The sequence below is a fragment of the Paenibacillus sp. FSL K6-0108 genome (assembly GCF_045040695.1).
Lineage (GTDB): Bacteria > Bacillota > Bacilli > Paenibacillales > Paenibacillaceae > Paenibacillus > Paenibacillus pabuli_B.
On the sequence record NZ_CP150288.1, the window covers coordinates 4,322,474 to 4,336,863 of the forward strand.

Annotated in this window: 11 protein-coding genes; 2 read left to right on the top strand and 9 right to left on the bottom strand. The window is 42.7% G+C overall.

The window, feature by feature from the left end:
• Position 1 precedes the first annotated feature (1 nt).
• The 5 genes from MHB49_RS19400 to MHB49_RS19420 form a co-directional block, all read right to left on the bottom strand.
• Positions 2-763: a response regulator gene (locus MHB49_RS19400; protein WP_405152630.1), complete on the bottom strand. Its 762-nt coding sequence runs from the start codon at positions 761-763 to the stop codon at positions 2-4.
• Between the two features lie 3 nt (positions 764-766).
• Positions 767-2,494, bottom strand: a complete 1,728-nt coding sequence (locus MHB49_RS19405; RefSeq protein ID WP_405152631.1) for a sensor histidine kinase — start codon at positions 2,492-2,494, stop codon at positions 767-769.
• 173 nt (positions 2,495-2,667) lie between these two features.
• Positions 2,668-4,173, bottom strand: a complete 1,506-nt coding sequence (locus tag MHB49_RS19410; RefSeq protein ID WP_405152632.1) for an ABC transporter substrate-binding protein — start codon at positions 4,171-4,173, stop codon at positions 2,668-2,670.
• Between the two features lie 85 nt (positions 4,174-4,258).
• A complete protein-coding gene (locus tag MHB49_RS19415; protein WP_405152633.1) occupies positions 4,259-5,188 on the bottom strand; it encodes a carbohydrate ABC transporter permease in 930 nt (309 codons plus the stop codon).
• Between the two features lie 15 nt (positions 5,189-5,203).
• Positions 5,204-6,148 (bottom strand): ABC transporter permease, encoded by a 945-nt coding sequence (locus tag MHB49_RS19420; protein WP_405152634.1) that lies wholly within the window; start codon positions 6,146-6,148, stop codon positions 5,204-5,206.
• Between the two features lie 373 nt (positions 6,149-6,521).
• Between MHB49_RS19420 and MHB49_RS19425 the strand changes: the two genes are divergently transcribed.
• On the top strand, positions 6,522-6,923 hold the full coding sequence (locus tag MHB49_RS19425) for a VOC family protein (RefSeq protein ID WP_405152635.1): 402 nt from the start codon (positions 6,522-6,524) through the stop codon (positions 6,921-6,923).
• A gap of 236 nt (positions 6,924-7,159) precedes the next feature.
• Here MHB49_RS19425 and MHB49_RS19430 read toward each other — a convergent pair whose 3' ends face one another.
• Positions 7,160-7,903, bottom strand: coding sequence for an SDR family NAD(P)-dependent oxidoreductase (locus MHB49_RS19430; protein WP_405152636.1), 744 nt, complete (start codon positions 7,901-7,903; stop codon positions 7,160-7,162).
• 477 nt (positions 7,904-8,380) lie between these two features.
• On the opposite strand from MHB49_RS19430, the gene MHB49_RS19435 reads away from it, so the two are divergent.
• Positions 8,381-9,196, top strand: a complete 816-nt coding sequence (locus MHB49_RS19435; RefSeq protein ID WP_405152637.1) for a LuxR C-terminal-related transcriptional regulator — start codon at positions 8,381-8,383, stop codon at positions 9,194-9,196.
• A gap of 72 nt (positions 9,197-9,268) precedes the next feature.
• Here the strand turns inward: MHB49_RS19435 and MHB49_RS19440 are convergent, their stop codons facing one another.
• The 3 genes from MHB49_RS19440 to MHB49_RS19450 form a co-directional block, all read right to left on the bottom strand.
• Positions 9,269-10,570, bottom strand: coding sequence for a sensor histidine kinase (locus MHB49_RS19440; protein WP_405152638.1), 1,302 nt, complete (start codon positions 10,568-10,570; stop codon positions 9,269-9,271).
• Positions 10,545-11,243 (bottom strand): response regulator transcription factor, encoded by a 699-nt coding sequence (locus MHB49_RS19445; protein WP_405157189.1) that lies wholly within the window; start codon positions 11,241-11,243, stop codon positions 10,545-10,547. The genes MHB49_RS19440 and MHB49_RS19445 overlap by 26 nt, the downstream gene beginning before the upstream one ends.
• Before the next feature lie 1,075 nt (positions 11,244-12,318).
• Positions 12,319-14,307, bottom strand: a complete 1,989-nt coding sequence (locus tag MHB49_RS19450; RefSeq protein WP_405152639.1) for a Na+/H+ antiporter — start codon at positions 14,305-14,307, stop codon at positions 12,319-12,321.
• Positions 14,308-14,390 lie beyond the last annotated feature (83 nt).

Genomic DNA, 14,390 nt, shown 5'->3' on the forward strand with positions numbered 1-14,390 from the left:
ACTACTCCTTTCTCCGCAGATCGGAAGGCGATTTGCTGAAGTAGGCTTGGAAATGCGTATAAAAATAGTTCAGATTGGCATACCCGACGGAGAGGGCAATTGTCGAAATTTTCTCGTTCGTAGCTGTAATACGATCTTTCGCACATAACATCCGGTAAACCATAAGGTACTCCGAAAATTTCATTTTGGTTTCTTTAAGAAACAACTGTCCAAGATAGGTTCCGTTCATCCGAAAACGGTTGGCCAACACTTTAAGATTGATATTTTGGTCGTATTCAGCCTTAACCATCAGCAAAATGCGGTTGGTTAGCTTGGATAAACTGTCGTAGCGTACTTCCAATACGGGGTCTATGTCACGGCAGTTCAGATTTCTTCCTTCCAGCGTACCGTTCAAATTTTCCACAACAACCCGTTCAATCAGAGCTTGAAGCTTTGCTCGCTCTACGGGCTTGAGTAGATAATCCTTAACCCCGCAATGAATAGCCTCCAGGGCGTACTCGAACTCACCATAACCGCTCATCATAATATAGGTAGTCGGGAGCCCTAGCTCATTAAGCTTGTGAATGGCGTTATAACCTCGATCCTTACCAATGCAAACGTCAAAGATTGCGAGGTCCGGCCAAAACTCCACAGCCTTTGTTAGCGCATCCTCATAGGTTTCGCTGGTTTCGATCTGTCTAAAGCCGAGCATTTCCCAGTCCAGTGTTCGCTTGATTCCTTCCAGGATTAGCGGCTCGTCATCAACGATTAGAAGTTTGTACATACATTACGCCTCCTTCGCTATGGTTAAGGTAACTTTGACACCCGCTTCCACATTATTTTCAATTTGCATGGTAAAGGCTTTTCCATAGAAAAAATGAAGCCGTGTATACACGTTGCGCAGGCCAATGCTCTCCGATGCCGAGTCTCCGACAAAAGACAGCTTGCGGCGGATATCAGCCAATCGATCTTCCGAGATCGAGTTTCCATTGTCTACAATCTCCAATACGTATGAGTGGGCATTTTCAAAGCCATTCACAACAATCAGATTAAATTCGTGGTCCGAATGGAACCCATGAACGAAAAAGTTCTCGGCGAGCGGCTGCATCCAGAATTTAACGGTAGGTAAGGCCAGCAGTCCCTGATCCACATTGATTTGATAATAGAATTTGTCCGGATATTTAAATTCCATGATCTTTAAGTATTTTTCAAGCAAAGCCAGCTCACTGCCCAACAGAACAATATCTTCGTTCTTCACAATTTCACGATATAACGAGCCCAGAGTAGCTACCGCTTCAGCAGTATCAACCGCACGGCCTGCCAGCGCAAACGATCGGATAATTTCAAGTGTATTGTATAAAAAATGAGGGTTAATTTGATTCTGAAGCGCTTTCATTTCTGTTTCCTTCTGTTTCAGTTTTAGCATATATTCGGTTCGAATATGTTGGTTAAGCTGAAGCGTCATATCGTCGAGTTCCCTCGCGATCACTCCGTACTCATTCTTCCGATAGCGGGTCGGACTGATTGGCGTAAAATTGGCGGATTTTACACGTTGGATGGAGTAGATAATTCGTTGCAGAAAACCTGCGTCTTCACGGAGATTGTATCCGATTAACAGAAGAAAACTGATCATGGCTGTCAAAAAGATCAAAAACACGATTAGCAGCATGCCGGCTTTTTGCCGAATGAGGACTGAAATGTCTACAATACTGATGAATTGGTAGTTGTAAGCATTGGACGAATGGCTCACATAAAACACGTGGTCCAGCTTGTCCAGCTGTATAAAGCCCTTGCTCCGTTTGTTCGTCGCAACCTCTCTGAATAATTCCTGGTCGGCGCTGCCTTCCGTGTCTATGAGATAGACATCCCCAGCCGTACTGACGACTCCGTTTTCAATCCACTGATTGTTTTGAACGCCTTTGAATAATACATCGCTGCTGACCAGAAAGCGAAATTCACCGAGCTGGCGTGAGATTTGATTTTCGTCCAATAGCTGCTTGCGAATGACGAACCCTCTTTGGATTGTTTCACGAAATAATTCATTCGTGTTAGGCAGGTTAAATAAAAAGCTCATGGCTCCGTTCCTGGCAAAACGAACTACGTTGCCTCGTTCCTCCGTATGCAGACTCACCTGGATGATATCTTCCTGCCCGCTGCCAAGAAAAGCTTTCACGTCTTCCGGAAACGAAGCGAGAGGCTGATCATAGCGGCTGTTCTGAAGTCTACTCGTCAAATAGCCTTCGGCGCTGTTGGCGAGGAAAAAGCGAACGTCTGCCACGAGACCGTTATTAGAGTAGACTCGCTGCAAATATGCTTCAATTCGCTCGGCGTCGTTTTGAAGCCTGCTTTCAACCCTGAAAAAGTCATCTGTGGCTTGATTCTGAGCATTCTCTAACCATTGCTGCAGTAAAAAAAGGGAGGTAAATACGCTTAAAATCAGACCCATAAATAACGTGAAAATCGTGTAAGCAATAAATTTGCGACGATATATTTTGATTTGAAAGAAGGAAAACATGCTGCTCTCCTTGGCTATTGGATTATATTGAGAAGTATAGTTTTAACATATAGCTATTTGTTAGACAAATCAATCATTAATAAGCTCGAATTGAATGCAAAACTCTTCAAAAGGTTTGAAAACCCGAACGGCCACGAAGGCTCTGTTCGGGTTATTGTCGCAAGTCTCAACAATTACGATTTGAAATATGCATTAATCTGTTCTTGAGCGGACTCCATGATCTTATCCATGCCAGCTCTCTTCAACTCTTCTATGATCAGTGGTATCCGTTTCTCCGGATCGGACGCCCCAGTGATCAGCTCATAACTGTATTTGTTCCATACAGCCTTCACATTGGCTACTTCTGTGCCGAGTTCGCTAATATCCAGTGCAAAGCCAAGGATCGAAGATGAGGTGGCTGCTTCATTCAGCTTGCGAACCTGATCCCACTGATCCTCGGGTGCGCCCTTCGTAACAGCCATGTTGAAGAATGTGCCTTGTGTATAAGCCGCCAGCGGCCATGAATCCGTTTTCCGTTCAACTGTTTTGTCGTTTACATAATCGAAATCAACGCCTTCTTCACCATAGGCAAGCATATTGCGCAGCTTGGAATCGGTGTTTACCAGTTCCAGATATTTAAGCGCTTCTTCCTTGTACTTCGAGTTGGCGGAGATTGCGTTCATGGATCCCTGAATTGTGCTGGTTGTGTAGATCGGACCCAGAATTTGAACCATGTCGTATTTCTCTATGCCTGCGGAGATTTGCCAGTTCACTTCCGCACCAGGGAACGCCTGCGCGCTGAAAAATGGTCGATAAGGGTCAGCTTCGATCTTAGTCGGTGCATCCGGATTGATGATGCCGTCCTTGTACCATTGATGCATTAACTTCAGCTTCGCCTGTATATCCGGTTGTTCCAGAACGGAAACCACTTTGCGAGAACTATCGTCGGTCTTCACCCCGATCGGCTGAAAGCCGAGAGTCATATCGTCATAGTCGTTAAAGAAACCGCTAATGCCTTCGCCCTGTGTCAAGGACAGCGGGTAAAATCCCTTGCCTTCACCGGCCTTAATGTCGCGGAATGGCTTATCCAGATCCTGCAGTGTCTTGATGCTGCCGAGGTCAATGTTGTACTTTTGAACGAGCGCATCGTCGAACACCCAGTACTGGGTTAAAGAGGAATCCTTATACGTCGGAACGGCGTATATCTTGCCTCCGATCTTTGTACCGTCCCATACCATTTCAGGGATATAACTGTGCAGGTCCGGCACCGTATTTGGCACAAGGTCGGTAAGATCAGTAAATGCGCCCATGTTGACCTGTTGACTGTATTTTCCGTTATTTGTAAACATGATGTCGAAAGCTTCGCCGGAGTTAACAATTGTATTAATCTTGGTGTCCCAATCACCCCAACTGGCAACGCGGAGATCGATTTTGACGCCTATCTTCTCGGCCGTATACTCGTTTATCTTCTCCATTGCCTTATCAAAATTGGCTGGCACTTGTCCGCCGATCGTCCACCACACCAGCGTAGGTACCTCTGCGGAACCTTCGCCTGCATTCGATCCTGAGTTTTCCGTTGGTGTGTTGTTAGCTGCGTTATTACTGTCTGAGCCGGAGCAGCCTGCTAAACCAAAGATAGCCATTGTTAGCGCTCCGATGAAAAGCGGAGCCTTCAACCATGCTTTAAACCTTTTTCTCATTCCTCTATTCCCTCCCTTAAGTTAACACGCACCGATCCTGCGCAAAAATGATGATAAACCTGAAATTTCCAGATTATGTTTCGATTTATCCCTTAACTGCACCCACCGTCAGACCGGAGATAAAGTATTTCTGGAAGAAGGGGTAGGCCAGAGCAACGGGCAGTACAATTATGATCGCAACAGCCATACGAGCCGATTCTTTGGGCATGGTGGCAACAAGCTCCGCGTAGCTGATGCCCATCGTTGAGGCGTTTTTAGCCAGCGCGTCAACGTTGCTCATCAGGCTGTTCAAGAGTGCTTGCAGTGAATACAAGGCCTGGTCGTCAATATACAGCATCGATTGAAACCAGTCATTCCAGTACGAGAAGCAGAGGAAAAGGCCAATCGTCGCTAGAACAGGCAATGAGATCGGGAGTACAATCGTGAAGAAGATACGAAATTGACCTGCTCCGTCGATTTCGGCCGATTCGATCAGCCCGTCCGGAATGGTTGTTTTGAAAAACGTTTTGCAGATGATGACATTAAAGGAGGAAACGGCCAAGGGCAGAATCAACGCCCAGATGGTATTACTTAATCCTAACATCGTTGAATTGATGTAATAGCTGGAGACCAGACCGCCGTTGAAAACCATTGGGATGAACACAACCCATGTCAACAGCCCTTTCAGTTTAAATTGGGGCCGGGAGAGTGCGTAGCCCATCGTAGTGGTTAGCAGTACGCCAATCAACGTGCCTATTACCGTAACGAATACGGAAACACCGAGTGCACGTACAATCATCGAGCCCTGCTTGACGATATAGTTGTAGGCTTCAGCCGAAAATGCCGACGGCAGAAGTTGGTAGCCAGTCTCTCGAATGGAAGCCTCGCTAGACAGTGAAATGGACAGCACCACGATGATAGGAACTACACATAACAACGCTAAAACAATAAAGATCAGGTGGAATAAAATGTTCGTGCCTTTGCCGACCCGATTAAACTTATCAAGACCGGAATCATAGCTTGTTTGTGTTGACATCTTCCCGTCTCCTCTCTAGATCAGCGCGCTTTCTGGATCAACTTTACGAACAATCCAGTTCGCGAATAGGATCATTCCGCAGCCCAGCACAGATTGCATGAAAGCAGAAGCGGACGCCATACCCACCGTAGCGGTTTTGAGTTGTTTGTATACGAGCACATCGACCGTCGTGGTCACGTTATAGAGAGAATTGGAATCTCGCGGCACCTGGAAGAACAAGCCAAAATCCGTGGAGAAAATGCCTCCGACCGATAGGATAAACATCAACACGATAACAAATTTCATCAAGGGCAGCGTAATATACCATGTCTGCTGCCACTTGCTGGCGCCATCGATGACGGCCGCTTCGTAATAGGTCGAATCCATGCTTGTAATTGTCGCCAAATAGACAACCATCCCGTAGCCGAGACCCTTCCACATATTCATAAATACCAGGAAATAAGGCCAATACGACGGTTCCATATACCAATTTTTTGGGTCCTGGCTGAAATGGGTCAAAACTTGGTTGGCAATACCCTTGTCATAGCTCAGGAAGGCCCAAAGCACCGCAGAAACGACAACCCAAGATAGAAAATACGGCAGGAACATCATCGTCTGATAAACCTTGGCTGCCTTGCGGCTATGCAGCTGTCCGACCATTAATGCAAGCGACACAGGCACGACGATACCCAGAATAATAAAGATTATGTTGTAACCGATTGTGTTGCGAATTACGATCCAGACGTCGTTTGAACTGAACAGGAATTCAAAGTTTTTGAAGCCGATCCAATCGCTATTTATCACATTGCTGAGAAAGTTTCCGTGAATCTTGAAATCCTTGAAAGCGATAATGACACCAAACATCGGCAAGAAGCTGAACAGAATGTACCAGATTGTGGTCGGAAGTGCGAGCAGCGTAAGCTCGGTATCATGCTTGCGCCAGCGGGTTCGTACTCTTTTGCGGGTGACTTTTGCTCCCATATCATTCTTCCCTTCTTGTAGTACCTATCCTTGATTAGTTGTAATTCTATGAAAATCGCCAGATGATTCCTAGATCAAAAACGTAAGACAATAGTCAAAAAACATTAGGTTTTGGTATATTTCACATCGATTTTTCATTGTGATTTTCTTATCGACTTATTTCGATAAACAAAGGAACAGTACAAAATACTGTTGATAACATCCCTAACGCTATCATTATTTTTAATCGGATTGGTTTTTGTTGGGATATTTAAGTAGGAAGAATTGTTACCTGTTCGTTGCTCTTTGACTGTTTTTCTTATAAGATTCGCTTCTGCTGACAGAAGTAGAGTATAGTAGGCATAGTTAAAATTTATTTTAGGAGGCGACAGCCATGCCACAAGAAATCTGGATTAACCTGCCTGTCAAAGATGTTGAGAAGTCAACTGCCTTTTTCAATGAGATTGGATTCGATGCGGTAAGCGTTGGGAACGAGAGAGCCAAGCTTTCCATAGGTCAAACAGCGATTCTGTTGTTCCCTGAGCCGGCGTTTGAGAAATTTACAGGTTCAAAAACAGCAGATACTTCTCATAGCGCAGAAGTGATATTTTCCATTGGCGCTGAAAGCAGAGAAGAAATAGATGCCTTTATTCAAAAAGTGGAGTTTGCCGGAGGAAACATTTTTGGCAAACCGAGTGAAAGCGACGGCTGGATGTACGGTGCAGGATTTGCCGACCTGGACGGACACCGCTGGAACCTGCTATACATGGACGAGAGTAAAATGCCGAAAAAATAAGTGAAACGCCGGTCACCTGTCAAGGTTGCCGGCGTTTGTTTATATGCTGTTTCGTACCGTTTTAAAGTAATGTACTGATGATGTGACATTCAACTGAAAAATTCATCAGGCATCTCTATAGCCTTCGCCGTATATAAAAGAAAACCACTAATCAATGAAGAAGTCTCCAATGATTAGTGGTTTATTTCGAATCAAAAATCAATTTTCAAATAAAAATCATCTCTATCTCACCAAAATTAATGTGCGGTATATCCTCCATCAACGAGCAAGGTCGTACCATTTACGAAACTAGCATCATCGCTGGCTAAGAACAACACAGCTTTTGCTACTTCTTCGGGCCGTCCAAGTCTGCCCTGAGGATGTAGTGAAGTTAAATATTCTTTGCTTTTTGCATCTACGTTTTTCAATAGAGGTGTTTCAATGTATCCAGGACATACCGCGTTGACACGGATGCCTTTACTTGCATAAGCAGTACATAAATTTTGAGTTAACAGCTTAACGCCTCCTTTTGCCGAAGCATAAGCTGTTGTTTTAGGCAGCGCAACAAAGCTGTGTATTGAACCAGCATTCACAATAACTCCGCCATTTCCTTGCTTAAGGAATTGTTCAATTGCATATTTGTCGGAAAGAAATACACCTGACAAGTTAATATCAATGGTCCGTTTCCATTTATCATATGACAATAGATCCGCGGTTTCATCATCAGCAACGCCTGCATTGGCATACATAATATCCAGCTTACCGTATTTCTCAATAGTTTCATGAATCATGTGCTTAATATCTTCTTCTTTGGTCACATCTGTTTTGACAAATAACGTATCATGACCTTCCCCATTGAGTTCGGCAGCGAGTTCTTTACCTTGATCAGAAAAGTCAGCAATAACAACTTTTGCTCCTTCTTTTGCAAAAAGACGAACGGTAGCTTCACCAATTCCACTGGCACCACCTGTAACAATAGCTACTTTTTCACTTAATTTCATATGATTCAACACTCCATTTCATCATTCGTAAGTTTCATCAACTTGTACTCTTCAATCTTACTCCTTTAATTTTGAAATACTATCCTATAAAGTTCTGTGTAATAATGGTTTGTATACCCCCCATTTGTAGGGTATTTCATTTGAAGGGAACGGCTTATTATGACACAAAATTTCCATCCATATACTGAAATGACTTTTCAGGAATTTGTATTGTTTTTCAAAACGCATAGCAAGCAGCTCGAAGAAAATACTAACATTTACTTGATCTCTGAAACGAACATCTCGGAAGCACATCGGAATGAAACGGAAGTACTTATGAGATCCTTTTTTCGGATATTTACGCATTCAGACATCGATCATATGGATAACCACTACTCTTCGTATTTGGACACTTGGGTGCAATCCCAGCTATCGATATTAAATATGGCAAGCTTACAATGGCTTCAAATAATCTTTGAAAAAGCTTTGCTGACACTATTGATTCAGTTGAAACATCAGCGGATGATGGACCCGCTCATGTTTCTGTTATCTGTTTATTCGTATCTTATGTATAGCTTTCATAAATGGGCTGATATGGAGTCTATTCAGTATAAAACGGAGGAAAGTGACGAATTAAAGAACCTGCGTTTACTGGACCAATTAAACCAACTGCTGGTCAGTTCTTCCGGAGCTTCAGACCTAGCCTTTATCCTCAAAAAATGTGAGAAGTTTTTCAATTATAAACGCTGTGTCTTCTATGCATATGTACCTTGGTCCAACCAGTTTTATGGGGTTATCGGCGAAGAGCTTCCGAAAATACAGAGTATGAAGGGTCAATTGACTGAACAAAATCTAATCTTCAACTCCAAAAGACCGATCTATTTGAAAAATCCAAAACCTTATCTGCGGGACGATCATATCCAGTTATTTCAGCTATCTTCCATCATATTTGTACCGATTGCTCATGAGCATCAATTATATGGCTGGGTCACTTTTGACCAAATGGGAAATTCATTTGATTGCACGAAAAACGAGCTGGATTTGCTTGAACACGTGGGAAAGAGAATTGGTTTGTTTTTATCTAGGAAAGAGAGAGAAAACACCGCCAAAACGATGGCCATTGCTTTAACAGAAAGGGAGTCTACTGTCCTCAAACTTCTGGCGGATGGCTACGATAACAAGAAGATCGCCTCCTTATTATTCCTAAGTGAGTATACAGTGAGAGATTACGTAAGCAGCCTGATGACCAAGCTGCGTGCCAAAAATCGGACACAAGTCGTAGCTTATGCTTTCCGTTGGGGGTTATTGAGTTAGAACCGTTGAATTCAATTCGTTAAAAATATAAGATCATCAACCTGTTATCTTGTTGATGATCTTATATTACATTTATCGCTTCTTGGGTAAATGCACAATCACGTTAAATTGATCGCCATGAATCTCGACTTTGATTTCCCCTCCATGCAGCTCAACGATGCTTTTTACAATAGCCAGGCCTAATCCTGAGCCTTCTGTCTGGCGGGATTCGTCCGCTCTTTTGAAACGTTCGAACAGTTCATCCGCGTCAAAATCAATCTCATAGGCAGAGGTGTTTTGAATTTTAAATCTCACCATATCATCAGTCTCGTCCAAATAAACATAGATTCGGGTTCCTGGAAGGGAATATTTTTGCGCATTGCTAATTAAGTTTTCGAATACACGCCATATTTTATTACCGTCCAAATACGCATGAATCGGAAATTTTGCAATTCTTTCCCGTATTTCGAGCGATGCTTGTTCCGTATGAGTGTTTGATTCCGCGATTGCTTGTGTCAACAACGTTGCCACATCGATGTACTCCAAATCCAGCTCTATTGTACCGCTGGCCATCTTGGAAATATCGAAAAGGTCTTCAATTAACAGCTTCAGACGAAGCGCCTTGCGTTCCAGCGTTTCAATATAAGCTAGAGTTGTCTCCGAAGAATGATTTTCTTTTTTTAATAAATCAACGTAGTTAATAATGGAAGTAAGCGGGGTCTTCAAATCATGCGATACATTGGTAATCAGTTCCGTTTTTAACCGCTCACTTTTCATTTGATGTTCCAATGCGCTTTGATACCCGGTTTTCATATTATTAATATAACCGGCAAGTTCAGATAGGGAATCGTTCCCGGTATATTGAATTGAATTTTGGATATTTCCTTTGGCAATCTCTTTACTCCCGTTGATGATGGAAATGAAGCGACTAAGCTTGGAGAGTATATATGGGACCAGGAACAACACGAATAGCAACAAATAAAGTACGAGCCATTCCTGTCCGTAATAGGTGATTGCTTCCCAAAAACAAATGCCGGCTGTCGCAGTGAGCATAAACATAAGAATGAGTCCAAATGTTAGTCTCCCGTTTTGCAGACTGGCTATAAAGCCGGTTCTCCAAATATGGAAGTAATTTAAAAGCAGACTGCCATCCCAGAAGGAACGTTTATTGTGAGGCGTTTTAACATAACGAAACAGTCTGGCTGCCAACAAGCTAAGGATAATAATGGCGATCAGTTCCAAGAGGAAACTTGAAGTTGTATATCCTATACTCAATCCCTGATATGAAAACTCGTTAATAATTATGAGAATTCCTGAAATAGCGGCGACAATAATGACAAGCAGGTCGATTCCAACCTTCCGAACTGCTTTACTTTTTCTCAATTTTGTATCCAATTCCCCATACCACCTTTAGATATTTTGGGTCTTTAGGATTGATTTCAATTTTTTCGCGAATATTTCTCACATGTACAGCAACCGTGTTCTCTGAAGCAAAGATCGGTTCATTCCACACCCGTTCATAAATCTCTTCAATAGAGAAAACTCTGCCCTTGTTTTCCATCAACAACTCCAAAATTTTGTATTCCTTCGCAGTCAGTCTAACGTCCTCTCCATCCACCTCAACAGTCTTCGAACTTTTGTTTAGCACAAGTCCTTTTACTTGAATGATCTCTTCCCCGATAGATTGAAAGGAACCCAGATTCGTAAACCGGCGGAGCTGAGAACGGACTCTAGCGACCAGTTCAAGCGGATTAAACGGTTTCGTTATATAGTCGTCGGCGCCAACGTTAAGTCCCAAAATTTTGTCACTATCCTCCGATTTGGCGGACAGCATAATGATCGGTATATTTTTGTTTTCGCGAATTTTAAATGTCGTCTTAATTCCATCAAGCTGCGGCATCATGAGGTCCATGATAATAAGATGAATCGTTTCTTGTTCAAGGATATCCAGCGCCTCCAATCCGTTAGAGGCCGTAAATACATCCACATCATTGCTTTTTAAGTAAATAACGAGAGCTTCTCGAATTTCCGGTTCATCATCTACAACAAGAATATTTTTTATCTCCATATTTCTCACCTTCATCACGTAATTGCTCCTACAACTCTACAATAATTTCTGCGGAGGCACCAGTTGCATAAAGCGAATGCATTTTTCCATTTTCGTTTCATCAGACCATCATACATGATATAAATGAAAATCTATCGATATAAAAACGAATGAATTTATGAAGTTTTTCATGTCTCGAATGCCAATGTTTGTCCAAACGGTTATGAGGTGCATGATATTTCACTGCACTATGTCATAGCCGGATCCATTTTAAGAAAATGAGGCCATGTAGCGATGTGTATCGGCATGTTTATCCCGGTTGTGCGTTATTTCATGCCAATTTCTCAAACTGCATTCGAGGATAAGTAAAAACCAGTGAAAAAGTTTTTATTTCACTGGTTTTATATTCTTATTTCGATTACACGGACTCTTTCAAGACATAGGCTACTTGGGTTACCGACACCATCATGAAAAGGAATATCTGAAAAGCCCATAGTACAGAGGTCCGATCATGATAACTAATATTATTAACATCCAAACTCTCCTCACTACAATCGGCAATTCCTCCAGGATTTCTTTACCTTCATAATCCTTTAGAAGCATCGTGAATGATATATCCCACAGAAAAGCTATAACTGTAACAATTTTCCATAAAATAGGAGTTAGAATCGTGGTTTCCGTAACGAACCCTAACAACCCAATCCATGTAATGACAGACACGACGAAATCTACCTTGCTAAGTTTTGATTTATACTTTCCTTTTAATAAAAAAGCGAGAGATGCTGTTCCCAGCAATCCAAGATACATCGTCCATAAAAAGTAAGCCACATACATTCCTCATTTTATATTTTTTATAAACTTGATATCTCCTTTTATATCCTTTTGCATTATAGCCAATCCATTTCGCAATTGATATATTAAAACACTTCCATATATAGGTGTCATTCCGTTAATTGCTTACGACCTATAAACCTTATCCACTACATTCTTTCTACTATTAATAAAAAAAGCCGCAAAATAGCGGCTTTCAATGGGTCTTTGAAAAAGATTCATGCACTTTACATACGTTTTTGACAAGAACCTAGATCAGGATCTCTCAGCCTGTCTCTTCTCGCAAATCATGCTCCATAAATAGAATGTCTCGTTTCATTTCCTTCATGCCCTGTCTTGAAATCCGCCCAGTCTCAAACATGGACTGTATGTTGTCTCTCTCCAGCTGAATTCCGACCCGGCCTAGATCCTGCATCGATATGTCGAACTCTCGTCGGGAGTACGTGTCCGATTCGCTTCTGGTCATACGCAGCAGGTTACTTTCATATTGCAAGATGAGCGAACTAACTGCCTCTATATCCGATCCGCTTTCTGAAAGCAAACCTTTTAGCTGCTCAATGACATACGATGTATTTTGAATTTTGAGTTTGGTGAATTCAGCGCGTCTTTCTCGAATGCTTAGTCGGACTGGATTCAGCATCCCGAACATTTCAACCCACTGCTTAATGGGAAAAACCTCTTTTTTATAGCGGACATCTTTTGTGCGCATAAACAACAGTTGATTAATTCTTTTAAGATAATTGTACGCTGTATATGGATTTACTTCTTTCTTTTCAAGAGCAAGCAGCGTATGTTCTCTTTCCCATTTCAGAATGGACAGACCTAACGATCGTTCTACCTTATCTTTCTTTTCATCTTTCCTGAGCGTTCGAATTCTGGAAGTATACATATTGATAATATGGGCGGTAGCAAACCGGTTCTGGTCCGTGGTCAGTTCATTTAATCCGGTAACCACATTCCTAAGAATCTCAATTTTTGCCTGAATCTCGTCTTCTTCCTGCTCCGTTTGTGTTTCTTTACCTAATAAAAGCGGCAGCAGATAGTTGGATGCCAGAAGAGTCCACAGGATAACTCCAGCCGCAAGGAAAATGATCAAATCTCTGGATGGAAATGAAGTGCCATCATTAAGGAAAAACGGCAGTGACAAGGTACTCGCCAATGTAATCGTTCCCCGGACTCCCGATAGACTGAGGATAAGCCCCTTCTTCAACCTGAGCCGCCAAGGATCTCGAGGCTGGGCCCCTTCGAAAATATCCATCAGAATCGCCCAGATGAGACGCAGTCCGAGTACAGCCAAAGTTAATAATAGTGTGTACATTATTACGTTCATATTCCCTATTTCCGGGTTGCTCCAAATCGTCTGGATAATATCTGGAAGCTGCGTACCCAGCAGCAGGAAAACCAGGCCGTTCAATACAAAGATGATAACCGACCAGGTGCTTTTGGATACAACACTTAGTTTGGCTACCTCGGGGTTCATTTTCTTGTAACCCAAAGAATGAGCGATACCTGCAGCGACGACAGCTAAGATGCCGTTGACCCCTAGTTCCTCCGCTGCCATGAAAATTAAAAAGGGTGTCAGGATCTCGATAAGCATGTGGAGCGTGACATTCTCCATCCCCAGTTTCCGCAACCATTTCACCACACCATATTTTACAAATGTGAGCAGCAGACCCAATACTACACCGCCTAGTGAAATGGCTATAAAGCTGACAGTCGCAGTTTTGAAAGAAAACACACCTGTGACCATCGCGGCAACGGCAAACTGAAAGGAAACCAGCCCCGATGCGTCATTGATTAAAGATTCCCCTTCAAGAATTTGCATTGTCTGGTGCGGAATCTTTACTTTTTGTTCCAGTGCGCCCACGGCCACAGCATCGGTAGGTGCAAGTGCAGCTGCCAAGGCGAAGGCTGCCGCGAGCGGGATGACAGGAAGCAGCCAATTGACGAAGTAACCCGTCACGGCTACCGTCACAAAGACCAGACCCAGCGCTAACAAAAGGATAGGTTTCTTCAGCTTCCACAGCGCTTTTTTATCCGCATGTCTGCCATCATTGAACAGCAGAGGAGCAATGAATAATAGCAAAAAAAGTTCCGGATTTAATTTCAGTTCATAGTGCAATGGCAGCCAAGTAATCAATACCCCTAATGCGATTTGAATAATAGGTACGGAGACCGAGGGGATAAAACGGTTCAACAAATTGGATAAAGAGACAGCCGCCAACATTAATAAAATAAATTCAAACAATTCCAAACGAATCTTACCTCCATCTTTATCTGCAATGAGCAGCTTTCGTAAAAAGGATGCTTACCAAGAATACATCATACTCTAAAATA